This is a genomic window from Kordia sp., assembly GCF_050633145.1.
GTDB lineage: Bacteria > Bacteroidota > Bacteroidia > Flavobacteriales > Flavobacteriaceae > Kordia.
Window position 1 is genome coordinate 50,345 of record NZ_JBOEFY010000080.1, and the last position, 26,594, is coordinate 76,938.

General features: G+C 32.3%; 24 protein-coding genes and 1 other RNA gene. 14 read left to right on the forward strand and 11 right to left on the reverse strand.

Features of this window, described 5'->3' with window-relative positions; all coding sequences use genetic code 11:
- The first annotated feature begins 1 nt into the window (after position 1).
- Complete coding sequence (locus ACRBBL_RS26185) at positions 2 to 928, forward strand: Ppx/GppA phosphatase family protein (RefSeq protein WP_431372100.1); 927 nt, start codon at positions 2 to 4, stop codon at positions 926 to 928.
- Between the two features lie 94 nt (positions 929 to 1,022).
- Positions 1,023 to 1,622 (forward strand): porin family protein, encoded by a 600-nt coding sequence (locus ACRBBL_RS26190; protein WP_431372064.1) that lies wholly within the window; start codon positions 1,023 to 1,025, stop codon positions 1,620 to 1,622.
- Between the two features lie 202 nt (positions 1,623 to 1,824).
- On the opposite strand, the gene ACRBBL_RS26195 is transcribed toward ACRBBL_RS26190, so the two are convergent.
- Entirely contained in the window at positions 1,825 to 3,588 is a 1,764-nt protein-coding gene (locus ACRBBL_RS26195; protein WP_431372065.1) for a T9SS type A sorting domain-containing protein, read from the reverse strand.
- A 219-nt stretch (positions 3,589 to 3,807) separates the two neighbouring features.
- Between ACRBBL_RS26195 and ACRBBL_RS26200 the strand changes: the two genes are divergently transcribed.
- Both ACRBBL_RS26200 and ACRBBL_RS26205 read left to right on the forward strand, forming a co-directional pair.
- A complete protein-coding gene (locus ACRBBL_RS26200; RefSeq protein ID WP_431372066.1) occupies positions 3,808 to 5,241 on the forward strand; it encodes a hypothetical protein in 1,434 nt (477 codons plus the stop codon).
- Positions 5,242 to 5,243: 2 nt separating this feature from the next.
- Positions 5,244 to 7,190 (forward strand): cellulase family glycosylhydrolase, encoded by a 1,947-nt coding sequence (locus ACRBBL_RS26205; RefSeq protein WP_431372067.1) that lies wholly within the window; start codon positions 5,244 to 5,246, stop codon positions 7,188 to 7,190.
- On the opposite strand, the gene ACRBBL_RS26210 is transcribed toward ACRBBL_RS26205, so the two are convergent.
- The 4 genes from ACRBBL_RS26210 to ACRBBL_RS26225 form a co-directional block, all read right to left on the reverse strand.
- Complete coding sequence (locus ACRBBL_RS26210) at positions 7,180 to 7,869, reverse strand: T9SS type A sorting domain-containing protein (RefSeq protein ID WP_431372068.1); 690 nt, start codon at positions 7,867 to 7,869, stop codon at positions 7,180 to 7,182. The two genes, ACRBBL_RS26205 and ACRBBL_RS26210, sit on opposite strands and share 11 nt — an antisense overlap.
- Before the next feature lie 96 nt (positions 7,870 to 7,965).
- Positions 7,966 to 8,679: a T9SS type A sorting domain-containing protein gene (locus ACRBBL_RS26215; RefSeq protein ID WP_431372069.1), complete on the reverse strand. Its 714-nt coding sequence runs from the start codon at positions 8,677 to 8,679 to the stop codon at positions 7,966 to 7,968.
- 406 nt (positions 8,680 to 9,085) lie between these two features.
- Positions 9,086 to 9,667, reverse strand: coding sequence for a tRNA-(ms[2]io[6]A)-hydroxylase (locus ACRBBL_RS26220; RefSeq protein WP_431372101.1), 582 nt, complete (start codon positions 9,665 to 9,667; stop codon positions 9,086 to 9,088).
- Between the two features lie 11 nt (positions 9,668 to 9,678).
- Complete coding sequence (locus ACRBBL_RS26225; protein WP_431372102.1) at positions 9,679 to 11,439, reverse strand: DNA polymerase III subunit gamma/tau; 1,761 nt, start codon at positions 11,437 to 11,439, stop codon at positions 9,679 to 9,681.
- Between the two features lie 171 nt (positions 11,440 to 11,610).
- On the opposite strand from ACRBBL_RS26225, the gene rnpB reads away from it, so the two are divergent.
- Positions 11,611 to 11,908, forward strand: an RNA gene (rnpB, locus tag ACRBBL_RS26230) — RNase P RNA component class A.
- Between the two features lie 515 nt (positions 11,909 to 12,423).
- On the opposite strand, the gene ACRBBL_RS26235 is transcribed toward rnpB, so the two are convergent.
- A complete protein-coding gene (locus ACRBBL_RS26235) occupies positions 12,424 to 12,612 on the reverse strand; it encodes a hypothetical protein (protein ID WP_431372070.1) in 189 nt (62 codons plus the stop codon).
- A gap of 690 nt (positions 12,613 to 13,302) precedes the next feature.
- Between ACRBBL_RS26235 and ACRBBL_RS26240 the strand changes: the two genes are divergently transcribed.
- The 8 genes from ACRBBL_RS26240 to ACRBBL_RS26275 all read left to right on the forward strand — a co-directional run bounded on the left by ACRBBL_RS26240 (position 13,303) and on the right by ACRBBL_RS26275 (position 19,724).
- Positions 13,303 to 13,827 (forward strand): DUF6624 domain-containing protein, encoded by a 525-nt coding sequence (locus ACRBBL_RS26240; RefSeq protein ID WP_431372071.1) that lies wholly within the window; start codon positions 13,303 to 13,305, stop codon positions 13,825 to 13,827.
- A 57-nt stretch (positions 13,828 to 13,884) separates the two neighbouring features.
- Complete coding sequence (locus ACRBBL_RS26245) at positions 13,885 to 14,091, forward strand: hypothetical protein (protein WP_431372072.1); 207 nt, start codon at positions 13,885 to 13,887, stop codon at positions 14,089 to 14,091.
- 72 nt (positions 14,092 to 14,163) lie between these two features.
- The gene (gwsG, locus tag ACRBBL_RS26250) at positions 14,164 to 15,165 is read left to right on the forward strand and encodes a grasp-with-spasm system ATP-grasp peptide maturase (RefSeq protein WP_431372073.1); all 1,002 of its coding nucleotides are present in this window, start codon (positions 14,164 to 14,166) and stop codon (positions 15,163 to 15,165) included.
- Entirely contained in the window at positions 15,158 to 15,391 is a 234-nt protein-coding gene (locus ACRBBL_RS26255; RefSeq protein WP_431372074.1) for a hypothetical protein, read from the forward strand. Before gwsG ends, ACRBBL_RS26255 begins: the two co-directional genes overlap by 8 nt.
- On the forward strand, positions 15,384 to 16,394 hold the full coding sequence (gwsS, locus tag ACRBBL_RS26260; RefSeq protein ID WP_431372075.1) for a grasp-with-spasm system SPASM domain peptide maturase: 1,011 nt from the start codon (positions 15,384 to 15,386) through the stop codon (positions 16,392 to 16,394). The genes ACRBBL_RS26255 and gwsS overlap by 8 nt, the downstream gene beginning before the upstream one ends.
- Before the next feature lie 39 nt (positions 16,395 to 16,433).
- Positions 16,434 to 16,646 carry a hypothetical protein gene (locus tag ACRBBL_RS26265; RefSeq protein WP_431372076.1) on the forward strand — a complete coding sequence of 71 codons (213 nt, stop codon included), beginning with the start codon at positions 16,434 to 16,436 and terminating at the stop codon, positions 16,644 to 16,646.
- A 64-nt stretch (positions 16,647 to 16,710) separates the two neighbouring features.
- Complete coding sequence (locus ACRBBL_RS26270; RefSeq protein ID WP_431372077.1) at positions 16,711 to 16,923, forward strand: hypothetical protein; 213 nt, start codon at positions 16,711 to 16,713, stop codon at positions 16,921 to 16,923.
- Positions 16,924 to 17,198: 275 nt separating this feature from the next.
- Positions 17,199 to 19,724 (forward strand): DUF7619 domain-containing protein, encoded by a 2,526-nt coding sequence (locus ACRBBL_RS26275; RefSeq protein ID WP_431372078.1) that lies wholly within the window; start codon positions 17,199 to 17,201, stop codon positions 19,722 to 19,724.
- Between the two features lie 68 nt (positions 19,725 to 19,792).
- Here ACRBBL_RS26275 and ACRBBL_RS26280 read toward each other — a convergent pair whose 3' ends face one another.
- The 5 genes from ACRBBL_RS26280 to gcvT all read right to left on the reverse strand — a co-directional run bounded on the left by ACRBBL_RS26280 (position 19,793) and on the right by gcvT (position 25,690).
- On the reverse strand, positions 19,793 to 20,503 hold the full coding sequence (locus ACRBBL_RS26280) for a YebC/PmpR family DNA-binding transcriptional regulator (protein WP_431372079.1): 711 nt from the start codon (positions 20,501 to 20,503) through the stop codon (positions 19,793 to 19,795).
- A 47-nt stretch (positions 20,504 to 20,550) separates the two neighbouring features.
- Positions 20,551 to 21,594, reverse strand: a complete 1,044-nt coding sequence (locus ACRBBL_RS26285) for a hypothetical protein (RefSeq protein WP_431372080.1) — start codon at positions 21,592 to 21,594, stop codon at positions 20,551 to 20,553.
- Positions 21,595 to 21,597: 3 nt separating this feature from the next.
- Positions 21,598 to 23,619: a S41 family peptidase gene (locus ACRBBL_RS26290; RefSeq protein WP_431372081.1), complete on the reverse strand. Its 2,022-nt coding sequence runs from the start codon at positions 23,617 to 23,619 to the stop codon at positions 21,598 to 21,600.
- Between the two features lie 157 nt (positions 23,620 to 23,776).
- The gene (locus ACRBBL_RS26295) at positions 23,777 to 24,598 is read right to left on the reverse strand and encodes a sugar nucleotide-binding protein (RefSeq protein ID WP_431372082.1); all 822 of its coding nucleotides are present in this window, start codon (positions 24,596 to 24,598) and stop codon (positions 23,777 to 23,779) included.
- A gap of 9 nt (positions 24,599 to 24,607) precedes the next feature.
- Positions 24,608 to 25,690 (reverse strand): glycine cleavage system aminomethyltransferase GcvT, encoded by a 1,083-nt coding sequence (gene gcvT, locus ACRBBL_RS26300; protein ID WP_431372083.1) that lies wholly within the window; start codon positions 25,688 to 25,690, stop codon positions 24,608 to 24,610.
- Between the two features lie 300 nt (positions 25,691 to 25,990).
- Here gcvT and ACRBBL_RS26305 point away from each other — a divergent pair, with 300 nt between their 5' ends.
- Entirely contained in the window at positions 25,991 to 26,566 is a 576-nt protein-coding gene (locus ACRBBL_RS26305) for a Crp/Fnr family transcriptional regulator (RefSeq protein WP_431372084.1), read from the forward strand.
- Positions 26,567 to 26,594 lie beyond the last annotated feature (28 nt).

Here is a 26,594-nt window from a genome sequence, read left to right on the forward strand (position 1 = left end):
CATTTTGAGAATTAGAAAATTTGCTGCCATTGATATTGGGTCGAATGCTATACGATTGTTAGTTGCAAATGTAATTGAAGAGGACGATAAAGAACCAAAATTCAAAAAAAGTTCGTTAGTACGTGTGCCTGTTCGTTTGGGACAAGACGTATTTACCAACGGAGAAATTTCTAAAACCAATGTAGAACGCATGACAAATGCTATGAAATCATATCGTTTATTGATGGATGTTCATGGTGTGGAAAACTATATGGCATGTGCAACTTCTGCTATGCGCGAAGCAAAAAATGGTGCGGCTATTGTAGAAAGAATCAAGAAAAAAGCAGACATCCAAATTGATATTATTGATGGAAAACGTGAAGCAGAAATCATTGCTTCTACCGATCTCCACAATGTCATCGCCAAAGAAAAAGACTATCTCTATGTAGATGTTGGTGGAGGAAGTACAGAATTTACTATTTTCTCTAATGGAAAAATAAAAACCTCACGATCTTTCAAAATTGGAACAGTACGTTTATTAAACGGAATGATTACGGATACTTTCTGGAAAGATATTGAAAAATGGATCAAGAAAAACACGAAAGATTTAAAGCGATTGTCGCTAATTGGTTCGGGCGGAAACATCAATAAATTATACAAAATGTCAGGAACTCCAATTGGAGAACCATTATCGTATATCTATCTAAATGCCCAATATCAATTCTTGCAAAGTTTAAGCTATGAAGAGCGTATTTCTGAATTAGGACTAAACCCAGATAGAGCCGATGTAATAATTCCTGCAACCAAAATTTACCTTTCTGCATGCAAATGGAGTGGAGCACGTAAGATATATGTGCCTAAAATTGGACTTGCAGATGGCATTATAAAGACATTATTCTTCGAAACATCGAAAAAAACGAAATTAGGATCGAATATTTTAAGTTTTTGATATAGGTATAATTACTTTTAAGAATTAACTAAAAATCACCAGATTCGTACTCGAAAAAAAAGAATCTGTACAACCTAAAATAAAAAACTCACAGATGAAAAAACTGATACTTCTCTCATTCTTAATGTGTTCATTCGTTGCCTTTTCTCAAGAAACAATAAAAGAAAGCGATGAATCTATAGACGTAGACGATTATGTAAGCGCTGATACTGAAACGCGTTACGGATTCAAAATAGGAGTCAACATTTCAAATTATAGCGGTACCAACTTAAATGATATCCAAGACGGTTTAAATGATTCAAGAATTGGATTTGTTGCCGGATTCTTCATAGATATGAGTTTAGCTGAGAAAATACGCTTTCAGCCAGAATTTCTATACTCTGCACAAGGTGCGAAAGAAAAAAACTTACGAGCAGATTATTTACAAGTTCCATTAATGCTAAAGTATGAATTAACAGATTTCTTAAATATTCAATTAGGGCCGCAAATTGGCGTGAAAATTCATGAGTTTGAAGATAGTTTTAAAAACTTTGACTTTGGTATAAATGGAGGAATTGGCTTAACAGTATTAGAAAATGTTGCTATAGAAGCACGTTATAACTTAGGTTTAGCTGATATGTTTGATGAAGACAGAGCGCCAAATATAGAAGGTAAAAACGCTGTCATTCAAATTGGAGTTACATATAGACTTTAATTTAGACTTGCCAACGCTCTTAGATTTTTAGATCGCTTCGCTCTTAGAAACGGCTTTACCTTTAGATCGTTAGATTTCTAGATACATTATAAAACACAAAAAAGGTCAAACNNTTGACCTTTTTTGTGTTTTAAAGAATACTAATATTAAAGTTGAATAACATCATCTAAATGAAAATATAAACTTCAGATTCTTTTAATAATTAGTGATGAACAATTACTTTTTTAAAAATACTTGTAGTTGTAGTATTCGTTTTTAGTTTTACAATATACACACCACTACTTAAATTAGCTGTACTCATTTTATATTCAAGTTTAGGAAATGAAGGATTATTTTTAAAAATCCGCTTTCCTGTTGTATCATAGATATTAATTTCGGTAATATCAATTGCATGTGGATTATGAATAAATAAGGATTTTAATTCGTTATTTTGAGAGATGCTGAACATGGTAGCGTCTACAGACGGAGTAGATAACACTTGTCTATTAAAAACAATTTCGAATCGATCATTATATGTGCCCGCTGCTAAATTAATTTCTAAATCTTGTACTGTAAGATTGGTATAAAAATTAGTTAACTTATCATGTAAATAAATTGTTTGAGTTTCTTCAAAATTTTGAATGTCGAATATGCGAAAACGTACAGCTTGATCAGTATCTAATTTTAAAACTAATGGAATGGCTAGCGTATTATCGTATGCATAAGCCTGTATAACGTACGGAACGTCGTCTAAAACCCAATAAGCATCGGAAGCAACATCTTCGGGACTTTTTCCTTCTAAACCATAATCAAATCCATCTGTGGCTGTAGCATGAAAATTCATTAAAAGTTGTCTTGTATATGTGTTATTAAAGTCCACATTTATTCTAAAACGTTTAAAGTCATCCGGAACAATGTTTAAACCATAGGTGTCTAAATCATCAGGATCTTCACTTGTGTAGATAGGTGTTTCAGAACTTGGTCTAAAGAAATAAGTGTCTGCTTCTGTTTCTGGGTAATACGTACGATGTGAATTTTTCATAAATACACTACCATTGGCAATTCCTTCAACCATAAAACCTTGACCTATTGTGAGGTAGCGTTTTGCTGTTTTCTTTCCAGCTCCTGAAGGGATATTAGTAGGAACACCACTGCCTGAATATGTCGTAAATGTTGCTGGCGTAAAAGAATCAACACCACCTGAAGAAATAGTATAAGTAGCGTAACCGCCAACATAATCTTCAATATAATGAGAACTAACGCTAAGGTCTTGCTCCCAAAAATATAAATCGCCTGTAATAGACGCAACATTTTGAGGATCATGAATAAACGCTACGGCATCTATAGCACTTGGATATGGATTCCCAATAAGTGTCCATTGACTTGTAGATACATTGTTGGCGATAGTACCATTATTGGGTTTTCCTTTAAATTCATAATTTTGATTATTACTACTGCCGCTAGTACCTTTCATCGTAAAGCCTAAACCAGGGTTGATAGCTCCAGCTGAACCAACAAAATTCCAATCATTATAGCTCGTACTAGTTGTATATGTATACAACCACCTAGAAGAGATTGTAAGCGGAGACGATATACCATCTTGAGCAGCGGTAAATAATGCATCTGTACTAGTAATTGTCCCAGTACTATCATCTAGTAAATCTACTCTAAAAGAATTATTGACGCTAGTATTGCTATCAACATTTCCAATAGGAGAACACCAATAATTGTATGCGAATTGATTCACAGTTCCGTCCTGTTGTAGACTCAGTTCACCAATGCCTGAGTTTTCTGTTGAAGTTATTCCTTGAAGCAATTGTGAATCATTTCGTAAATAGAGTTGACTATTAGCTTCACTCAAATTAACTTCACCTTCTACATAAATAGGAACTGTATCTACAAATAAATAAGCAGAATTTTTAACGGTGAGTTGTGCCATACACATACTGTAGGCCACAAGTAAAATGGAGGTTAGTTTGTATTTCATAACATGGTAGGTTAAATTATTATATTTTAAAATAGTAAAAAAATTCTTACCAAAAGCAATTATGAGTCATTATTATTCCAGAATTGCTAAAATGTATTATAAGCGCGTAAACTCAGTATGTTAAAACTGTAAAAATGCCTTTTGAGGCTAGTAATCAGTAGTTTTTGTAAGTGTAAATTAGTATCTTAGGGAGAAGTCTTAATCTAAAATTAACCTACCATGAACACAAAAACACTACTCACGAGGGTGCTAGGAATTCTATTGCTTTATTTTTCCTTAACACCAATTACAAATGCTCAAGTCGGAATCAACACAACTACTCCAGCTGATGGAAGTATGCTTGATGTCACAAGTACAGAAAAAGGTATGCTGATACCTAGAATTAGTATTTCCGACCTAAGTACAATAGCTCCAGTTACAGGAGGAAGTACAGAAAGTTTATTAGTATACAACACCAACGCAACTACAGGCATTGGTTTTTATTATTGGAATAGCTCAGCTTGGGTTCCTGTTGGTGACCCTTTCTTTTGGAAAACTACAGGAAATACAGGAACAAGCACCACAAATCATTTTTTAGGGACAACCGATAATAATGGATTGCGGATTAAAACAAATAACTTAGATAGATTTGAAGTCACTGCCGGATCTACTCCTGGAAGAATGCATGCTTATATAAGTGGTTCGGCAACAGCGCCAGCGTATTCTTGGCAAACGGACTCTGGAATTGGCATGTATAAAGCGGGAACAAATCAATTAGGGTTTTCCACCAATGGTGAACTTCGAATGAAAATTGTTTCTGCTGGAAGAGTTTTTATTAATACCGATGGAGAGTCTACAAGTCAATTATCGGTACATACAAACGGAACAGGAGCTGCGCAACGTGCTATATATGGTTCCAGTACAAATAGTGCTTCTGGTGTATTTGGAAGAAATACAGGTACAGGAAATGGAATCTATGGATTTAACTTCGGAGGAACAGGAAACGGCGTCTATGGACAAACTGATACCGCAGGAGGAACTGGAGTTTATGGATTGAGTCAAAGCTCAGGATATGCAATACAAGGAGAAAATACAGGAAGCGGAAGCGGAGTATTTGGATTAACAAGTCATACAGGAAGTTATGGTGTTGTAGGACAAAATACGGGAGTTTCTAACAATGCTATTCATGCCAATGGAAACTTGTCTGCTTCTGGAACAAAAACATTTAAAATAGACCATCCTTTAGACCCAGAAAATAAATACTTAAAGCATTTTTCAATAGAGTCAAATGAAATTCTAAACGTATACAGAGGTATCGCTACATTTGATGCTAACGGAAAAGCCGTAATTGCAATGCCTGATTATTATGAATCTATCAATAAAAACCCTAGTTATCAACTTACACCAATAGGAGCTGCAATGTCAGGATTATATATAGAAAGAGAACTGACGAATGGAAATTTTGTAATTGCTGGAGGAATTTCTGGAAAAAAAGTTTCTTGGCAACTAACAGCAGAACGAAACGATCCTTATTTAAAACAAAACCCTAAAGAAAGATTCGTTGAAGTTGATAAAGGTGAAAACAGAGGGAAATACTTGATGCCTCATCTGTATGATAAAGAAAAATCGAAAGAAATATTTAAGAATAAAGAAAAAACTTCTCAAAGAAATTAATCATGAAGAAAATAACAATTCTTGCGATATTTTTATTTACTTCTATGATATGCTATTCTCAGACTGGACCAGAAGAAATGGTGACGCAAATGGGAAGAGGAATGAATCTAGGAAATGTACTAAGTGCTCCAATTGAAGGGAATTGGGCGCCAGTTGTATATGAACAATTCTTTATAGATCTAGCAAATGAAGGCTTTACTAATGTTCGAATTCCAACAGATTTCTTCGGAACAAGAACATCAGGCGATACTTCAGTATATTCCAGCGATCCTGGAACATTAGGAAATTACACAGGGTTGCCTACAGATTATGTTATTGATTCTACATACTTAAATAGAGTAGAAGAAATTATAAATTGGGCTTTAAATGCAGGACTAATAGTAAGCTTAGACTTTCACGGAGCTACTTTAAAATCGGAATTTATTTACACATTTGATTCAAGTAGAAGCGAATATACAGCACCAACTTCTGCAAAACGATTGGCAGATAATGAAAAATTTAAGGCAATATGGAATGCCATAGCAAATCGATTTAAAAATCATTCCGAAAACTTACTATTTGAGATTATCAATGAACCCTATTTTCATATGAGTGCGACGGAAGTTGATACGTTAAATATGACAATTATAAATAGTATACGATCAACAGAAGGATTAAACACAACAAGAAATATCATAATTACTGGCGGTGGAGCTAATTCATATTTAGCTCCATTGCAAATAAGTGATGCTCTTATTACAAGCGATGACTACTTAATAGCAACATTTCATTATTACCAACCATTCAATTTTACAAGTTCTTCTAAGCAGCAATACAATGTGTACAATTGGGGAACTCTAGCTCAAAAAACAACCATAAATTCACAGTTTGATGAGGTGTTAGTATGGTCAAATACAAACAATATACCTATATATTTAGGAGAATTTGGAGCAGATAATGAAAACGGTTTCTTGTACAATACTGGAGTGTATGGAATGTATGGCGGTCCTGTAAATGAAGATAGAGTAGCGTATCATGCTTTCATTGCAGAAGCAGCAATAAGCAGAGGTTTCCCTTTTTCGGCTTGGTGTTCTGGTAATAAATCGAACAAAACCATTCATAAAAGAACAGACAACCCAAATACGATTAATTATTATTCAGATGCTTCTGTAGACACTTCCATTTGGGTAGAAGATGTAAAAGATGCCTTATTGGGCTCAGAAACAGAACCAATTTGCGATCCTTCAACAGAAAGTATTATTATGAATCCAAACTTTGAATGTGGTTATACTGTAGATTGGAGCTTTTTATCATTAGGAACAACGAATGCGACATTCTCAGACGCTACATCAAATGCCAGAAGCGGAACTGCTGCTGCAAAAATAGAAGTAGTAACTGCAAATGGATATAATAAAGTATTATTAAAAAATAAGGAATACACACAAGATTTAACAGGTAAAAAAGTAACGATTACCTGTTACGCTAAAGCGAATAGCAATGATCAACGATTCAAACTTAGAGTAAAAGCTGTTGAAAATGGGGTCAGTAGATTTGTTCCTTCATCTACCTATAACTTAACAACTTCGTATCTCAATGAACCGTATGAATTTGTGTATACAGTAAGAGAAAACACAAGTAGTATTGAAATTCAAGTAATGTGCGGACAAGATACTGGGACGTATTTTTTTGATGATTTTGACTATTTGATAGAGGACGCAAGTATGCTATCGATAAGAGAGTCAATAGTTCTAGACGGTATATCTGTATCTCTTAATTCAAGGACTAAATATATGAAGATTCATAGTGAAAATGATATTGATGAACTGAAACTATATAGTTATACAGGCAGCATTATACAGACATTTTTAAAAACAAAAACAATAGATGTTTCTAAATATCAAAAAGGGATGTATATACTATTAATCAAAACATCAGATGGAAAAAAGCATATAAAAAAGGTTATAATTTGATAAATTTTTTCATAGAAAACTTTCCATCGGTTTTAATTTTTAAAAAATAAACTCCAGTATTTAAAATTGAAACATCTATATGATCTTGTTGTAATGAACTTTCTGTAATGATAGTTTTTCCAACAAGATCATAAACGGTGTATGTCGTTTTAGCATTCGTGGAAGCTCCAGAAATAAAAAGTTTACTTTTTGCTGGATTTGGATATATTTTAATATTGTTTGAAAATGCTTCATTATCTTTTACAGATAAAACTTGTCTTCCATAAACCAGTTTTCTTCCAAGATAATTAGTCATTGTCAAGGATTCATTTGTCAAATCAATAACATAGTCGAAATTACCACTTAAGGAACTAGACATAACTCCAAGATGTAAACCTTCAAATGGATCATCACAAAAACCTAATGTCTCAGTATAACTATTAATATGAATAGATGAGTTGTTATTCAAAATTTCGTAATCAGAAACAAATGAGTTGCAAGTACTATTGCCAGATATAGCTTCAGGATCTCCAGAATTTGTAATAGCCATTTCATAATTACTTCCATAAGGAGCATACGTAGTTGATCCAAATGCCTCGACATAATGCAAATACCAAGTTCCTAATAAATCAGGATCATCTTGCGCTTGTAGTGAATAATTTACGAGTAGTATTAAAATAAGAGCGTAAATTTTTTTCATAGAATTAAAGTTTGTTGAAAATAAATATATAAGAAATAGAGAATAAACTTCTGAAATAATAGAGTGTTAAAAAAGAATCTAAGTGCACTAGCAGTTCTATATTTTTACAAACTTCTTCACTGCAGATTTTCCTTGTTGTTGAATCTTAATAAAATAAACCCCAGCTTTTAATTGCGTAACATCCAAGGTTTTTTGCGTTAAAGAACGTTCTGAAATAATGATATTTCCTAAAGTATTATAAATAGAATAACTCGTTTTTGAATTCGTAGAAATTCCAGTCATTGATAGTTCGTTCTGAACAGGATTTGGATAAATTTTGATGCTACTCGAAAAAGCTTCATTGTCTTTTACAGATAGGATTTGTCTTCCGTACACAAGTTTTTCTCCCAACAAATCAATCATGGTTAATGTATTATTTGTGAGATCAATAGTATAACTAAAAGTACTCGTTGGTTCATTTTCTAAAATTGTAAAGTAAATTAGTTCATAAGAAGCTCCAGGTTCACAAATAACAAACGTTCTACTAAAAAATGAAGTCGTGAGAGTACCACTACTTGGAAGTGTATAATGTGAGAAAAAATTATTACACATACCATCTCCTGTCGCATTACTTACAAATGGATCAGCAACTAGGTTTGAAAAAATAATAGAAGGGTGAACAGTAGAACCGCCATTGTCAGGAACATACATAGTACTCCCATTCGTTTCAATATAATGTAAATACCAAGTTCCTAATAAATCAGGATCGTCTTGTGCTTGTAATGAATAGTTAACAAGAAGTACTAAAATAAGAGCGTAGATTTTTTTCATAGCGTAGCGTGTTAATAATATATACAACAAAAGTATGGTATTTATTGAATGTTCTCTAGTAGAGCTTCTCGTGATTTATAAATATGGTGTGCAAACGTGTATTTTACTCCATAAAGAACTACAAAAATTGATGTTTTACAATGAGCGAGTAAAAGAACGAGCTTCCAAAAGCGGCAGCAAATCTAATAATCTAAGAGCACTTGTACTGAGCCTGTCGAAGTAAAGTGCGTCTAACATCAAAGTAATTCTCGATACAATTTTCTTCATTTCATTTCGAAAATCACTCGAATTGACACTCTCCGAATTCTACCAAAATACCAAGAGCGAAGCGTGTCTAAGTGCGACAGCAAATCTAATAATCTAAGAGCGGCAGCGATCTAAAAATCTAAAAGCAAGCGCGTCTAACTTATCCGTGCATCGTCTCCTTAGTACCCAAATCTTTCATGATTTCAGCTTCAAAATCTAACAAGGATTGCCATTTCTCATCCACTTCCTCACGATCTCCATATTGCCTAGCAAAACCTAAAAACATAGTATAATGATTGGCTTCACTCACCATTAAATTCTTATAAAAAGTTGCTAATTCCTGATCGCTAATATTTTCAGACAACAACTTAAAACGTTCGCAACTTCTAGCTTCAATCAAAGCAGCATATAATAATCGATGCACCATTTGCGTAGTTCTGCTTCCACCTTTAGGGAAAAATTGCAGTAATTTAGAAACATATGCATCCTTTCGATCGCGTCCTAATTTCCAGCCTCTAGCTAAAATATGATCATGAACCATTTTAAAATGACTCATTTCCTCTTTTACCAAAGCAATCATAGCTTCTACCAATTCAGGATATTCAGGAAAACTCACAATCAAAGAAATAGCTGTACTTGCAGCTTTCTGCTCACAAAAAGCATGATCTGTTAAAATCTCTTCAATATTTTTCTCTGCAATGTCTACCCAACGTGGATCGGTTGGCAATTTTAAACCTAACATCATACTAACTATTAAATTTCTAAATCAAAATCTTTACGTAATCGTTCTACCAACGGATTGATTTCCTTCAACTTCTCGTACTTATCACGTGTTGTAAATGCGTATTTCTTCACCGTCAATTCGTTGACATCAATTTCTAATGCAACATCATAATTATTCAGCTCAGCACGTACATATTCTAACAAGGGATATTGCGCGCGTTCAATTTCAATACGCATCGTTTCATTGGGTAACTCAATGGAAATAATGGTGTTATCTTTCAGTTTAGGAACATCGGTAGATAGGAGTGAAGCCATAATCTTTTCTCCTTTTTTATCGATCTTTGCTACATAAGCATTCCAAACTTCCAACATGCGTTCTTCCGTAAACGGATCTTTCGGCAATGCTTTCTGATCAACAACTTTGCTTTGTTGTTTCTTCAAATGTTCTTGCTTTGCTTTAATGCTCGAAAGTGACAAACCAGAAACTTTATTTCGCATCATCGAAATATCAATCTTTGGTTTTGGCGGTGGCGGTGTTTCTACTTTTGGAGCCGAAACATTTTCAGGTGTTACTGTTGTCGCTTCCGCAGATTGGACTTGCTGCGATTGTGACTGCGCTTGAGTTGTTATTGGAGTTGTAGCTGTAGTAACCTTAGCTAACGGATCAATCTTTTTGCCATGTGCTAAGAAAAAAGTAGCAGGAATTATGAACCGCTTGCTATTTTTTTTTTCTCCATCATAATTGATAGAGGCAAGTTGCATTAAGCATAATTCTACTAAAAGCCGTTGGTTTCGACTGGTTTTATACTTTAAATCACAATCATTTGCCAGTTCAATTCCTTTCATCAGAAACTGTTGTGACGTTTTTTGCGATTGTTCTAAATATTTTTGTTTCGTTTGATCGCCTACTTCTAAAAGTGCAATTGTTGCTGGGTTTTTACAGACTAATAAATCTCTAAAATGAGAAGCAATTCCTGCAACAAAATGGTGACCATCAAAACCTTTTGATAAAGTTTCATTGAAATCTACGAGCAATTGCGGAATATTATTTTCCAACATTAAATCGGTTGCCTTAAAATAAATTTCGTAATCAAGCACATTCAAATTTTCAGTAACGGCTTGTCGTGTGAGCTGTTTTCCAGAAAAACTCACCACTCTATCAAAAATTGAAAGTGCATCACGCATAGCGCCATCTGCCTTTTGTGCAATAATATGCAAGGCATCATCATCAGCTTCTACACCTTGACTTTCGGCAATATATTTTAAATACCCTTTTGCATCTTTGACACCAATTCGTTTAAAATCGAAAATTTGACATCTAGATAAAATAGTTGGAATAATCTTGTGTTTTTCGGTCGTTGCCAGAATAAAAATAGCATGTTTAGGCGGTTCTTCTAAGGTTTTTAAAAACGCATTAAAAGCTGCTTGCGACAACATGTGTACCTCATCAATAATATACACTTTATATTTTCCGACTTGCGGAGGAATACGCACTTGCTCAATTAAACTTCGAATATCATCTACAGAGTTGTTTGAAGCAGCATCCAGTTCAAAAATGTTGAATGCAAAATCTTCATCAGGATTCTCCGTACCATCTTGATTGATCTTTTTAGCTAAAATTCGGGCGCAAGTAGTTTTTCCAACACCACGTGGTCCACAAAATAACAAAGCTTGTGCAAGATGACTGCGTTCTATGGCATTTTCTAAAGTATTTGTAATCGCTTGTTGCCCCACAACATCTTTAAAGGTTTGTGGTCTATACTTACGAGCTGATACAATGAAATGTTCCATAGAAATAGGGTAATCTTCTTGAGGCAAATATAACAATACATATCTAATCAAACATAGCAAATTGGTAGATAGTTGTCTGTTTTTATCAACAGTTTTTTGAATTGTATTTTGTGAAAAAGATATTTTGGGTGACATGTGTCTTAATTCCATACAAAACTGTACTTTTGCCGACAAGCAGGCTACCTTATCGCTGCTTCTTTAGGGAAGGAGAGGAAAGTCCGGACACCATAGTGCAATTGTAGCGGATAACATCCGTCCGTCGTAAGGCGAGGACAAGTGCAGCAGAAAGAATGTACAGGTAATGCTGTAGTGAAATCAGGTAAACTCTACGAGGTGCAATGCCATGTATATGAGCGCTTAAGAGCGGCACGCTCGATGCTCAAGGGTAGGCAGATAAAAGTTATTGGTAACAGTAATTTTAGATAAATGATAAGGCTTGACAGGATTCGGCTTACGGCCTGCTTTTTTTAATGAAACTCAATTTTGAAAAGCTCATAGAGCGAATTCAAAGTTGTAAGTTGAATTAATGCTGCTGTAGAGCGGTATCTCATTTTTGACTTCCAGATGGGTTTTACTCAATTTTTAAAAGCTAGTAGAGCGCATTCAAGGTTGTAAGTTGAATCTTCACGAAAAAGAAAATCTTAAAGACATTATTGATTTTTAGAAAATATAATTAGCAATTTTTAGTGGCATAAAAAAAGGAGAGAAACGTCTCGATTAAATTTGAAGAAAACTTAGTATTAACTTAATAATTCACATATGAAAAAATGATACAAATTCTTGACTGTTTCTCTCCTAGTATATTTTATGCACTAACACTCAATTTTAAGTCAGTTTAAAATTTAAAATAAACTAATTATATATATTGTAAAAGTACTTCTGTTTTAATTAATATAGATTTAAAAACTGATATACTTTGTAAGGTAAAACCGTATATTTTATTTCAAAAATTAGTTACGGAATATTTAGTATGCCTGTTTTATGTTAGCAAAACCATGAGCCCGTAAATGGATCATAACAATTAAAACATGTTCCATTTTGACAAATTTGATTTATAGTGCAATCAGATTGTGAGTTACAACTTTTAGCTGGTCTTCGTCCTCCTAATATTTCTTTTTGAGAAGATTTAGTCAATGCTTTTGATCCTTTTAGATTTAAAATATTTTTTAGCATGGCGTATTGGTTGTTGATTATGCTGTAAAAGTAAATATTAGAAATGCGAGTTGTTTACGGTGAATCCGTAGTTTTACTATTGCATTTGAGTTTTAACACTGTTAACCGATTTTTACTACTAATTTTTGTAAATAAATAAGTGTGAAAAAGCAAGTGAACTTGTGTTTTGAATAAAATTAGATACTGATGACAATTTTTTTAATGATGCTTCTATCAAAATTTAGATATCAATTGTTAAACGACATCAGTGCTTTTCTTACTTTTAGTAGGTTAAGTTTATAGGTGAAAAACTCAATTAATACCATTGAATTCTCTTTCTACATCAAATGATTGTAATTTCAAAATAGACTTTTTGCGTCATCTTAGATTTATAAAGCTTTTTATTAAAAAGAACTCATAGGAAATAAAATCTTCTAATAATTGTAGTATTTATTATTTATCTATTATAGAATATAATAAAAAAATAGTAAGAAAAGTACAATAAAAACGTAATAATAGTAATGTTTTTATTGAGGGAATTCTTATTTTATTTAATAGCTTTGATTCATAAATTTGTTAAAAAGCAGTACGATAGATGACTTTATAGTGAAATTAAAAACAGTGTATTTTATGAGGTTTATTTGTGTAATTTTTTTAATTCTTATGATGACTACTGCTTGTAAAACTAAAAATGTTCCTTACACAGAAAAAATGAAAAGTGACTTACGGGTCATGTATAAAGAAGATCAAGATATCCAAAATCTAATAATTAATACGAGCGACGAAAAAGTAAACAAGTCAGATTTAGAAAAAAAGAAATATACTGTTTTCAGAACAAATTGTAATACACTTAAAAGCTATTTTAAAGAATACGGGTATCCAACAATAGATGCTAACGGAAAAAAAATATCACATACTTTTTGGTTATTAGTTCAACACTGCGATCATGACACCGATTTTCAAAAAGCAGTTTTGAAAGCAATGAAAAAAGAGTTAAAGGATGAAAATGTTGATAAAATTGATTATGCATATTTATATGACCGAGTACAGGTAAACATTGGTAAAAAGCAATTGTATGGAACTCAAGTTGGATACGATGAAAATTATAAACCGTACATAAAAAAACTCAAAAAACCTTCAACAGTAAATAAGAGACGAAAAGAAATAGGGCTCAATACGGTTGAAGAATATATAGAAGAAATAAGGAAGATACAGACAATGAATTCAAAGTCGTAGACATAAAGTTTGCATGTCTTTAAATAATAGCAAACATAACCACAAAACTTTAAGAACATGAAAAAATTAAAATCAATCAGCGAATTTTCGAAGAATGCTAAAATGAAAAAATTAAATTTTAGCGATATGATCTACGGAGGTAGAGCAGGAGGATATACATTAACAGGATGTAAGTCTTCTGGAGGAAATTTACATGACTGTAGTGATACAGATACAGGAAGTACAACACCAGCTGAACCAGCTGATAGCACTCCAGTAGCATAGTAATATAAATTCATAAAAGTAAGGTTGCTAGAACACATCGAGCAACCTTACTTGTTTAATAAATACTAGCAAATGATTTTAATTGTATCTCATGATTCTATTGATGAACCAACTAACGATTTAATAGATTGGTTGAGTTTCTACAAAGCAAATTTTCAACGGATAAACGGAGAAGACTTTTATTTTAACAAGAAGTTTAATGTAAATTATAATGAATCATATATTGAAACAGAAAATTTCACAATACAAAGTAAAGATGTAAATGTTATTTGGTATCGAAGATGGAGTAATCGTTCTGTAAACTCTATTCGTAAAGAATTTGATCGTAATAATCTAGACGAAGAAGAACGTTATTTTTTAGGAGCTTACCATGGGTATCTTTTAGGAGAAGTGAATGGTGTTCCAAGTACTATATTTAATTTGTTTAATGATAAAAAGTGGATACCAGATTATGGCTTATCAAGAGGTAAACTTAATAAGTTAGAAACATTACAGCTAGCAAAAAGTGTAGGAATTATGGTGCCAAAACTTATAATTACTACTTCTAAAAATGATGTTGAATCATTTTATGAAAAAGTTGGAGACTTAATTACTAAGAGTATAGTTGATGCTGATCTTTTATCTTTACGAGAAGAAAAATTAGATTTATTAACTAAATTAATATCTAAAAAAGAGATCGAGGCATTGCCAAAGACATTCTTCCCTACATTATTTCAAAATAAAATAGAAAAAGCCTTTGAAATTCGCACCTTTTTTATTGAGGATGAGTATTATTCAATGGCAATTTTCTCTCAAAATGATGCTTCAACAAGTGTTGATTTTAGAAATTATAATAGTAGAAAGCCTAATAGGTATGTACCTTTTAAACTTCCTGAGGAAGAAGAGGATAGGCTAAAAAAATTAATGAAACTTATAGGGCTAAATAGTGGTTCAATTGATATTTTAGTTGAAAAAGAAACACAAAAATTTTACTTTTTAGAAGTAAATCCTGTAGGGCAACTTGGAATGGTTTCCGAGAATTGTAACTATTGTTTGGAAAAAATAATTGCTGAAAAACTAATACGCCATGACTGAAAAACAAAAAACAATACCTGAGTTGGCAAAAATTGCCGAAAAACATCTTGGTGTAGCATTGCCTTTTTATCTAAAAAAAACGAAAGATATTAACAAACAAATTTCAATTTTCAGGTACGATACTTCAACCTTTTATCGATCTGACTTTGTGATTAGCAAGCCATTTTATAAAATGATTCACATGCCTTTTAATAACGAATATTATAAAAATGATTCAGATGAATGATAAATTTTATTTTTTTGCGTCATGTATGATTGTCAAAGGCGCTGCGCAAAGTGTGGTATATGACCTTCAAAGAAAGTCTTATGAATATATACCTAATGTGTTATATGATATTTTGATTGAATATAATGGAAAAACAATTCAGAATATTGTTGATGATTATGGAGAGGAGAACAAAGAAGTAATTGTAGAGTATTTTGAATATCTTTCACAGAACGAATTTATTTTCTTTAGCAATTTTGGAGAAGAAAGTTTTCCGAAAATAGATTTGACTTGGCATTCGCCATTTCAAATATCAACACTTATTATAGATATTTCGACAAAAACTTTCCCGTCACTTAAAAAAATATATAATGAAGTAGAAGCATTGGGTTGTGGAGCTATTAGCTTTCGCTTTTTAGATGTTGAAACCTATGTGTTACATTTTGAAGAAGCAATGCGTATTTTCGGGAAATCTCGTTGTCGCTCTTTTGAGCTTTTTCTTCCTTTTGATGCATCTAAAAATGTGGAGTATTTTAATCAATTAACAATAAAAAATAATCGTATTTACAGCATTCATATATATGATGCAAATGAGCGAAAAGTTGAAATTTTAGATGAAATTAAAACGCCATTATTTTACCATTCAGAGACATTAGAGGCAAATAGTCCACATGTTTCAAACTCTAGTAATTTTCTGGTAAATAAAGACATGTTTATGGAATCGCAACACCATAATACTTTTTTTAATAGAAAAATATATATAAATGAAGCAGGAGAAATTAAAAATGCACCTAATTGTGAGGAAGTTTTTGGACAGGTAGATCAAGATGCCTTAGAAAGTATTTTAAAAGAAGAGGGTTTTCAAAAATATTGGAATATCAATAAAGATACTATAGCAGTTTGTAAAGATTGTGAACATAGATATATGTGTATGAGCGATCGTAAACCACTTAAAAAAGTAAATGAACTGTGGCAACTAGAAGGAAAATGTGCTTACAATCCTTATGAAGCGGAATGGGCTTAAAGCTAAAGTCTAAATGAATAACCATAAAACTTTAAAATCATGAAAAAATTAAAATCAATTAGTGAATTTTCAAAGAATACAACTGTAAAAAAGCTTAACATAGGTAATTTTATCTACGGAGGTTATTGGGAAGGACGTGTCACGTTTACTAATTATGAACAAACTGGACCTGATAAATTACATGATTATGGTGATATGGATGGAGATTACCAATCTCCTTCAGAACCAGCTTCAGATTCTCCTGTAAATTAAATAACGAGTTTGGTATAAGAAATCTTTAATCAATATCTAAAAAATAACTATAAAACCTTATATCATGAAAAAATTAAGATCAATTAGTGAATTTTCAAAGAACAAAACTGTAAAAAAGTCAAATATTAGTAGCATTATTCACGGAGGTGCTTCGGGAGGAAATTTCACATGTACAAATTATTCACAAACAGGACCTGACAAATTGCATGATTGTGGTGATGGAGATAGCAATTCTAAATCTTCTTCAGAACCAGCTTCAAGCTCTCCAGTCAACTAATACACATTTTCAACGAATAAAAAACCAACAAAAAACCACGCTTCTCAGCGTGGTTTTCACATATATGTGCATCGTTCTTATTCAGCCATTTTGTGATATACATTTTGTACATCGCTATTATTTTTCTCTTGATTTTGAAAGTTTAGCTTAATGAATCTAAAAATTAAAAAAAATGTAAAGTTTTGGATATAGTAAATGTTAATGAATTTTTCTTATTGGTTAAAAAAAGACAATTAAATTATTATTTTTGCTCACATTGCATTAAAAATAACCATATGAAAAAAATATACTTTCTATCTCTTCTTTTTATCTTAATAGGGCAAACGCTCACAGCACAAACTGTAAATATTCCTGATGCTAATTTTAAAAGCAGACTATTAACAGGTAATATTGTAGATACGAATGGAGATGGTATTTTAGATTCTGATATTGATTATAATAATGACAATGAAATACAAGTATCTGAAGCCGAAACAGTCACTAATTTGATTGTATCGGAGTTCTTCATAAATAACCTTATTGGTATTGAAGCGTTTGTTAATGTAGAAATTTTAGATTGCTCAGGGAATAACTTAAATGGAGTATTGGATCTTTCTTCTCTGTCAAATCTTAAAAAACTGTATTGCGATGATAATGAAATTACTAGCTTGAATGTTTCAGGAAGCCTAGATCTAGATGAACTTAACTGTAAAGAGAATCAAATAACAAGTTTAGATGTTACAGCAAATCAGAATCTATTGATTTTAAATTGTTCTAACAACAACATGAGTACTTTATCTTTCGGCTCTAGCTTGGAGGAGTTGGATTGTCAAATCAATTCCATTACAGCTATTAATGTCACATCAAATACCAATTTAAGAGAATTGAATTGTTTTTTTAATCAGATTTCTGTCATTGATGTTTCGCAAAATCTAATTTTGGAAAATTTACAAATTGGAAATAATAGTATTAGTCAATTAGATGTAACTCAGAATACCAATCTAAAAACTCTATCAATTCCTAATAATTCTATTTCTAATATAGATGTTACTACATGTCTAAATTTAGTTTCATTGAATGTTGAATATAATTCTTTATCAAATTTGGATGTTTCAATGTGCCCTAATTTAGAATTTTTTGCTTGTGCTTCAAATTTATTAACGAGTATTGATGTTACTTCAAATCCACTTCTATATCGTTTTGATTGTATTTTAAATCAGATCACAGATTTGGATGTTTCTCAAAATGGAAATCTTCATACTTTTTTCGCTGGAAATAATCAATTAGAAACTTTGTCTCTTAAAAATGGGGACCATTTAATAACAAATTTAGATTTTGGTTCTAATTCAACACTGCAATACGTTTGCGCTGATGCTAACGAGGTTCAAGCAGTTCAAAATTTTGTAAATAGTTATGGATATACTGATTGTGTCGTAAATAGTTATTGCTCATTTACACCAGGCGGAACATTCTATACAGTTTCAGGAGAAGTAAAATTAGATGCTAATGCTAATGGTTGCGACATGAATGATGAAGCATTTCCTAATATTTCATTTTCCATCACAAATGGTACAGACACAGGAATATTTACAGCTGATACTTCTGGAAATTATGAAATTCCACTAAGCGAAGGAATGCATACAATTACACCACAATTAGAGAATCCAACATATTTTACGGTGAGTCCAATAAGTATTTCTGTAGATTTTCCAACAGATGCAAGTCCAAATATTCAAGATTTTTGTATCACACCAAGCGGAACATATAATGATCTCGAAATCACTATTATTCCATTAGAGGAAGCGCGACCAGGATTTGATACAGATTATAAAATTGTTTACAAGAATAAAGGAACAACAACTTTATCAGGAACAGTGAATTTAATGTTTGAGGATGATTATATGGATTTGGTTATTGCGAATCCAACTGTAGACATACAAAATACAGAAAGTTTAAGTTGGAACTATACAAATTTAGCTCCTTTTGAATCGAGAAGTATTTTGTATACAATGAATTTGAATACACCAACGGATGGCAACTTTCCTCTAAACGGAGATGATGAGTTAACCTTTACAGCAAGCATAATACCAACAGCTTCCGATGAAACACAAGATGATAACACGCAAACATTTGTACAAACGGTTGTAAACTCATTCGATCCAAATGATAAAACTTGTTTGGAAGGAAACACAATTACAGAAGATAAAGTAGGAGAGTATGTTCATTATTTAATCCGATTTGAAAATACAGGAACTGCAAGTGCCATCAATGTAGTTGTAAAGGATGATATTGATGCGGCTAGTTATGATATTAGTTCACTAAGTGTTATTGAAGGTAGTCATGATTTTGTGACTAGAGTAGATGAGCAAAAAGTAGAATTTGTATTTGAAAATATTAATTTGCCTTTTGATGACGCTACAAACGATGGATATGTATTGTTTAAAATAAAGACAAAATCTACATTAGTTGTGAATGATACTTTTATGAATAAAGCAGAAATCTTTTTTGATTTCAATGCACCAATTATTACCAATGACGAAGTTACGACAGTTGCACAACCGTTAAGTGTCAATGAAGTTAATTTAGATGCTACTATAGAAGCATTTCCAAAGCCAACAACAGAAACGTTATATATTCAAGGGGAAAACCCAATTAATACCATCGATTTGTATACATTACAAGGGCGATTAGTGCTTTCAAAGAAACTAATTGGAAATCAAACAGCAACCAACGTTTCATTAAAATCACTTTCTAAAGGATTGTATATTTTAAAAGCAACTTCAAACAAAGGTGTTTTTACAGATAAAATCATTAAGCAATAAAACAAAATAGACTTTAAAACAAAAAACCACGCTTCTCAGCGTGGTTTTTATATATATGTTAAGTACTGTTACTCAGCCATTGTATGATACACATTCTGTACATCATCATCTTCTTCTAGCTTTTCTAACAGTTTTTCAATATCTGCCGTTTGTTCCTCGTTTAAAGATTTTGTTGCTTGTGGAATGCGCTCAAAACCAGAAGATAAAATTTCAATTTCTCTAGTTTCTAATTCTTTTTGAATATTTCCGTAGCTTCCAAATGGTCCGTATAATAAAATACCATCATCATCTGCAAACACTTCTTCTACACCAAAATCAATGAATTCTAACTCTAATTCTTCAGGGTCTTGTCCTTCTGATGGAATTCGGAAGTTGCAGGTATGATCAAACATAAATTCAACCGAACCTTGTGTTCCTAAATTTCCATCACATTTATTAAAGTAGCTACGTACGTTTGCTACAGTTCTATTATTATTATCGGTTGCAGTTTCCACCAAAATAGCAATTCCGTGTGGTCCATACCCTTCAAACAATACTTCTTTATAGTTATCTGTATTTTTATCAGAAGCCTTCTTAATAGCACGTTCAACATTGTCTTTTGGCATGTTGGCAGCCTTTGCATTCTGAATTACTGCGCGCAACCTGGAATTCGTCTCAGGATTTGGCCCGCCTTCCTTTACAGCCATCACAATATCTTTACCAATACGTGTAAAGGTTTTTGCCATTGCTGACCAGCGTTTCATTTTTCGTGCTTTTCTAAATTCAAATGCTCTTCCCATTATGCGAGTTCTTTTTTTATTTTAGGATTACAAATATATAGGTTGTATTACTCTTTTGGAATATGTCTGCTTAAAAATTTTGCAGAAGCTTCATTCCATTGATTAATAGCCTTGGTTCGTTTTTTATTTAATTCTTCATTTCTCTTGTTGAAATCGTTTATAGCTTTGTTAAAATCATTCACCATAGTATTGTACTGATCAATATCTTTTTGCGTACGATCTTTTGGTTTCTTTTTATCAATAGCTTCTTTGATTGCGTCAAATTTTTCATTGAATAAGAAAAATTCAATCATTTTCGGAATTTCGTTTTGTGTTTCTTCTAAATAAAATTCTAAGGTCTTTTTTGTTGCTTCTACAAGCGAAAGATCATCTTTATAGGTTGCTATAGTATCTAAATCTTTTATGCCTTCTTGCGCAAACATTTGCAGCGCATTTTGGTTTTGTTGCATAGCACTAATATCACCTGATGATAAACCGTTTAACAAAAAACTTTCTTGAATATTACTCTTAAAAAACAATAAGTATACAGCGTTTCTATGTTCAAATACTTCGTTAGAAATCTTCATTTTTTTCCCTAAGTCAGACTCATCATCAGTCAATCTAATATTGTTTCTTGCTGCATATTCCTCTAACATTTTTGTATAGTTGTCTTGCGCTTCTTGCATGCGTTGATCTACTTTTTTCTGAGCCAGAATATACGCTTCCATAAAATCATACGATTGCTCAGCAACTTCTTTCATGTCTACAATTTTTGCGTAGTCATTTTTTAAAATGTTTGTACGCAAATCCATGTATTCCAACACTTGTTGCTTATAGGCATCTTCTCCTTCGTAGGCATTTGCTCTTTTGATTTTAGCCATGGCACGTTGCAACGATTTTATCAAACGTTTACGATCGCCTTCAATTCTTCTTGCGCTTTTACTATGTGCAACCGATTTGGTATACTTCCACATACTTTTGGAAATCTTTTTGTTTTCTTTCCCGATAAAAGTCAAGTAGTCATTTGGATTTTCAAAGTTTTGGGAAGTTCCTGTCTGAAACAGTAAGACACAGAAGAACACAAAAAATGGTTGTAGGTAGTTTGTTTTCATGAATTAATTGGCTAGTTGTTTAATATAATCGGAAAGAATATGATAGGTTTCTTCAATTTCGTGATCGGTCTGAATATTTTTGATCGCATACGAATTCTCTTTCGCCTTATTTTTATTATAAGCTAGTATTTCTTTGTAATCTGCTAAGTTGAGAACTTCAAAGGTTTTATGCGTCATTTCTATAGCATCCGACTTTTCAAAAATGGCATTAAATGTATCTCTATCTTTTTGAATACCAGCAACCGATATTGGCATTTTTCGCTCACTATTTAAGTAGTTTTGCAGATTTGTGTTGATTTCTCTAATCGTGATTGAAGCTTTATTTTTGTCAATTCGCGCCATACTTTGTGCACGTAAACTTTCATAATTTGCTGCTTCAGGAATTTTAAAATAGATATCTTTTTGAATGGTATCGCTAACAATAGTATTCGAATTAGCACTTTCACCATCTTCAATACCTGCTAATAAACTTGGAAATGCAATATCTGGCTCAATGCCAACTGCTTGATGTGAGTTTCCTTTAAAACCATACATTTTCTCAATAGTAATTCTCAAAAAACCTTCTTCGCTTCGCAAAGGCACAATTTGTTGAATGGTTCCTTTACCGTAGGTTTTAGTTCCTACAATAATTGCTCTGTTATGATCGCGCAATGCAGCAGCAATAAATTCTGAAGCAGAAGCACTTTCACCATTAATTAAAATAACTAACGGTTTGGTAAATAGTGTTCCTCTATTAAAATCTTTTACAATTGTTTTATTATCTGCTTGATCGCGATAAATTCCTAATGGACCTTTGTCAATAAACATTCCTGCTAAATCAATAGCTTGTTTCATAGATCCGCCGCCATTTCCACGCAAGTCTAAAATGAGTCCATCAATATCAACAGCATTTAGCCTAAAGAGTTCTTTAGCAATATCGTTTGCACTTCCAAAACCATAATCTAAATTGGTGTAGAAACTTGGCAACGAAATGTAACCAATATTTTGTTCACCTTTTAGAATAAAGCTATTCACGGCGTTTTCTTCAATCTTTAAACTTTCTTTTCGTAAAACAACTGTCTTATTGATGTTTTTATCATCCAATACATTGATCGTAATTTTCTTGTTGTTTTCATCATTAATGAAGTCATAAAGACTCACTAAAGAAAGACAAGTGGTACTAATTTTTGTTTCATTCGCTTCAAGCGATAACACTAAATCACCAGCACTAATTTCTTTTTCTTTCCAAGCAGTACTTCCAGTTTGCAAGCCTGAAACGACAATTTTTCCATCGCTATTTTTTGAAAACCAAACGCCAATAGAACTCGTTTCTGTTCCGATAGAGTTCATAAAAGTTGCATTGTCAGTAGGATCAAAAAAGCTACTATGCGGATCGAAATACGAGCAAATTACATCTAAAAATGTAGTTTCTATATGTGCTTGTAAACCGTTTACAGCCTGTAGTTTATCAACAATAAAACATTTGTTTTCGGCAATGACTTTTTGTTTTAATTGTGTTTTTATCTTTGGAAAGTTAGAAGGATTCGTTAACGATAAATAATCGCGAATTATATCTACTCTAATTTTCTTAGCCCAGCGTTTGTGAAGTGTTTCCGGTGTTTTTGAGAATTGAGATTTTTCTTTAAAACTTCCGTATGTTACGGTGTCTTTTCCTGAGAAATCAAGTCTAGATTTTTCAATTTTTTTAATCGTTTGCTGTGTTTGCTTTAAATGTTTTTCATAAAAAACAGTAAACTCATTCACAAAATCACACTTTCCATCTAGTAAATAGTCGTCCAATTTATCTTTTAATGGTGCCAAACTTTCAATATCAGCTTTGGAAAACAACATGCGCCTATCATCTAAGCGTTCTAGGAGTTTATTAAATACATAATTAGAGAATTCGTCGTCAATTGCTTTTGGTTTGTAATGATTCTTTTCCAACATGTCTAAAATCAGACTCGATTTATTACAGAAAGAAAGTTCAGTTTGTGCAAACGTCGTCGTAACAACAAAAAGCAATATAAAACGTAAAAATGTATGCATGTATGCGAATAAGAATTTGTAGTATGTGAAGCTACTAATTTAGCAAATCTTTTGCTTTTTACGTAGGAATTGGTTTAAAAAGCAATGATCTATACTGCCTTTTACAGAATTTAATCAATCTTGATCTGTTCTAGACGAAAAATAATTCAATTTAAAACTACTCTTTAATCTTCCCCGAAATATATTCCAAGGTTTCCTGATTGGTGGTAGCTAAATGCTTTGGTAGTTTATTGTCTTTCGGTAAAACAGCTAAAAAACGATCAAAATTTGACGTATATACGTTTTTGAACAATGGTTTTTCAACATTCATACTTTTCAATATTTCTTCAAAAAACTCTTCATGATGTATTAAATCTTCTGCGCCAACATGAAAAATTCCGTTTTTACGTCTGTTAATCATATAATGAATTTGCTGAGTTAGCTTTTTATCAGAAATTGTATTCATCACCAAATTCGGAAACACTTCAATAGGAACTTTTTCTTGTAAGCATTGCTTTATTTCAAGGATTCGTGGTGAATTATGCCCAAAAACCATAGGCAAACGAATGATCGCATATTTTTTCTGCGGCAAACGCATCAGCATATTTTCAATACGAATTTTAAGTTTCCCGTAAATGCTTTCCGAAAGTGTTTTATCATATTCGTATGACGGATAACTACTGTACGCATCAAAGACATTTGCAGACGATAAGAAAAAGAGTTTACACGGTTTCGTTTTTACATATTCAGTTAAAAAAATATGTGCTTCAATCTGTGCGGCAAAATCGCCACGCAAAGCAGAAATGATAATGGTTGGTTGTACTTGTAGTACAATTTCATCAATGCCATCGTAATCCAAATCGTATCGAAAAAAATGTTGATTCTTTGCGAATGATTTGTTGCTGTAAAAAGTTCCGTATACATCAAAATAGGAGCAAAGCTCTTTATAAATCGCTTGACCTACATATCCGCTTGCTCCTAATATTAAAATTCTGTTCAAAAGTATGTGCTATTTCTTATAAAAAGGAAGTTTTACCACTTTGGCAAGAACTCTATTTTTACGAATTTGAATGTAAATATTGCTTCCAACATCTTTGAAAACTGTTGGCACATATCCCAATCCGATTCCAACTTTCATAGAAGGAGACATCGTACCAGAGGTTACATTTCCTATATTATTTCCGTTTCCATCAACAATATCATATCCTTGTCTTGGAATTCCACGATCTTGCATTTCAAATGCTACCAATCTGCGTTCTGTTCCTGTTCTTTTTTGTGCTTCAATAGCTTCACGATTCACAAAATCTTTCGTGAATTTCGTAATCCATCCTAAGCCAGCTTCAATCGGAGATGTAGTATCATCAATATCATTTCCATATAAACAATAACCCATTTCCAAACGTAATGTATCTCTCGCAGCTAAACCAATTGGCTTAATCCCAAAATCAGCACCAGCTTCAAAAACATTCTTCCAAACTTCTGCTACATCTTCGTTCTTACAATAAATTTCAAATCCACCAGAACCTGTATAACCAGTTGCAGAAACGATTACATTTTCAACACCAGCAAATTTGGCAATCTGAAATGTATAATATTTGATATTTGTTAAATCAACTTCTGTCAAAGACTGCATTGCTTCCACAGCTTTTGGTCCTTGAATCGCCAATAAAGAATAATTATCAGATACATCTTTCATTTCAGCTCCAACATCATTGTGGCTAGAAATCCAGTTCCAATCTTTTTCAATATTTGATGCGTTTACTACCAAAATGTACTTCTCTTCGTTCACTCTGTAAATGATTAAATCATCTACAATTCCACCATCATTATTTGGCATGCAACTATATTGTGCTTTTCCGTCTTTCAATTTAGAAGCGTCATTTGTTGCAATTTTTTGAATCAATGCCAGTGCATTTGGTCCAGAAATTACAAATTCTCCCATGTGACTTACGTCAAAAACACCAACGCCATTACGAACTGTTTCGTGTTCAATATTAACGCCTTCGTACTGTACAGGCATGTTGTAACCTGCAAAAGGAACCATTTTAGCGCCTAATGCTTCGTGAATTTTTGATAGAGCTGTATCCTTCATGTGTTGTTTTTCTTAATTTGATTGCGAATTTATGAAAAATAGACATAAAAAAATGATGAATTATTACTTGATTCTTAAATTAACATGACTTTTTGAAAATTTCACAAATTAGAATCTTTTTGATACAAATTTTCATGAATTAAAATATAGGGTTAAAATAGCACCACAGATACTTCGGAAAAGAATTAAAAGCTATTTGGACGATTTTGATTTTGATAGAGATTATTATAGTTTTAACAACAACTAAATATAAATTTTGAAGCATCTTATCACTAAACATGCTGACGCTAATTTGAATACATGACCGAACTTATAGATTACTTTAAAAGTTATACTCCTATTTCTGATGATTTAGAAAATTATCTAAATGAAATTATCATTGAAAAAAAGTTGGTTAAAGGAGAAGTGGTTCTTTCTGATAACTCTATGAAGAAAGAGCATATTTTTGTTGCGAGTGGTTGTTTGCGATCTTTTTATAAAACAGAAAGTGGAAAAGAATATACAATACAATTCGCCATAGAAAACTGGTGGATAAGTGACTATATTACACTGTATACAAATGACAAATCGGTAGTGTCAATAGAAAGTTTAACAGCTTCAAAAATTTTAATAATTGATAAAACTAAAGTTGAAGATTTCTATAAAAAATATCCTCAGTTTGAAACCTTTCAACGTAAAAATTTTGAAAAGCGTATCGCAACACTTCAAAAACGAATTTTAAGTTTGCTAACTCTAACTGCATCAGAGAAATATAGCCAGTTTGTTAATGATTATAGTGCATTTGAAAAAATAATACCAAATTACCAAATTGCATCATACTTAGGTATAACTCCGCAGAGCTTAAGTAGAGTACGAAAAGAAAGAGTCAAAAGCTAATTTATTACCATAGGTTCATTTTCACGTT

Bases quoted from the DNA above. Each gene is read 5' to 3' on its own strand.
- ACRBBL_RS26190 (WP_431372064.1), top strand. From the start codon at position 1,023: ATGAAAAAACTGATACTTCTCTCATTCTTAATGTGTTCATTCGTTGCC.
- ACRBBL_RS26195 (WP_431372065.1), bottom strand. From the start codon at position 3,588: ATGAAATACAAACTAACCTCCATTTTACTTGTGGCCTACAGTATGTGT.
- ACRBBL_RS26200 (WP_431372066.1), top strand. From the start codon at position 3,808: ATGAACACAAAAACACTACTCACGAGGGTGCTAGGAATTCTATTGCTT.
- ACRBBL_RS26205 (WP_431372067.1), top strand. From the start codon at position 5,244: ATGAAGAAAATAACAATTCTTGCGATATTTTTATTTACTTCTATGATA.
- ACRBBL_RS26210 (WP_431372068.1), bottom strand. From the start codon at position 7,869: ATGAAAAAAATTTACGCTCTTATTTTAATACTACTCGTAAATTATTCA.
- ACRBBL_RS26215 (WP_431372069.1), bottom strand. From the start codon at position 8,679: ATGAAAAAAATCTACGCTCTTATTTTAGTACTTCTTGTTAACTATTCA.
- ACRBBL_RS26220 (WP_431372101.1), bottom strand. From the start codon at position 9,667: ATGTTAGGTTTAAAATTGCCAACCGATCCACGTTGGGTAGACATTGCA.
- ACRBBL_RS26225 (WP_431372102.1), bottom strand. From the start codon at position 11,439: ATGGAACATTTCATTGTATCAGCTCGTAAGTATAGACCACAAACCTTT.
- ACRBBL_RS26235 (WP_431372070.1), bottom strand. From the start codon at position 12,612: ATGCTAAAAAATATTTTAAATCTAAAAGGATCAAAAGCATTGACTAAA.
- ACRBBL_RS26240 (WP_431372071.1), top strand. From the start codon at position 13,303: ATGAAAAGTGACTTACGGGTCATGTATAAAGAAGATCAAGATATCCAA.
- ACRBBL_RS26245 (WP_431372072.1), top strand. From the start codon at position 13,885: ATGAAAAAATTAAAATCAATCAGCGAATTTTCGAAGAATGCTAAAATG.
- gwsG (WP_431372073.1), top strand. From the start codon at position 14,164: ATGATTTTAATTGTATCTCATGATTCTATTGATGAACCAACTAACGAT.
- ACRBBL_RS26255 (WP_431372074.1), top strand. From the start codon at position 15,158: ATGACTGAAAAACAAAAAACAATACCTGAGTTGGCAAAAATTGCCGAA.
- gwsS (WP_431372075.1), top strand. From the start codon at position 15,384: ATGAATGATAAATTTTATTTTTTTGCGTCATGTATGATTGTCAAAGGC.
- ACRBBL_RS26265 (WP_431372076.1), top strand. From the start codon at position 16,434: ATGAAAAAATTAAAATCAATTAGTGAATTTTCAAAGAATACAACTGTA.
- ACRBBL_RS26270 (WP_431372077.1), top strand. From the start codon at position 16,711: ATGAAAAAATTAAGATCAATTAGTGAATTTTCAAAGAACAAAACTGTA.
- ACRBBL_RS26275 (WP_431372078.1), top strand. From the start codon at position 17,199: ATGAAAAAAATATACTTTCTATCTCTTCTTTTTATCTTAATAGGGCAA.
- ACRBBL_RS26280 (WP_431372079.1), bottom strand. From the start codon at position 20,503: ATGGGAAGAGCATTTGAATTTAGAAAAGCACGAAAAATGAAACGCTGG.
- ACRBBL_RS26285 (WP_431372080.1), bottom strand. From the start codon at position 21,594: ATGAAAACAAACTACCTACAACCATTTTTTGTGTTCTTCTGTGTCTTA.
- ACRBBL_RS26290 (WP_431372081.1), bottom strand. From the start codon at position 23,619: ATGCATACATTTTTACGTTTTATATTGCTTTTTGTTGTTACGACGACG.
- gcvT (WP_431372083.1), bottom strand. From the start codon at position 25,690: ATGAAGGATACAGCTCTATCAAAAATTCACGAAGCATTAGGCGCTAAA.
- ACRBBL_RS26305 (WP_431372084.1), top strand. From the start codon at position 25,991: ATGACCGAACTTATAGATTACTTTAAAAGTTATACTCCTATTTCTGAT.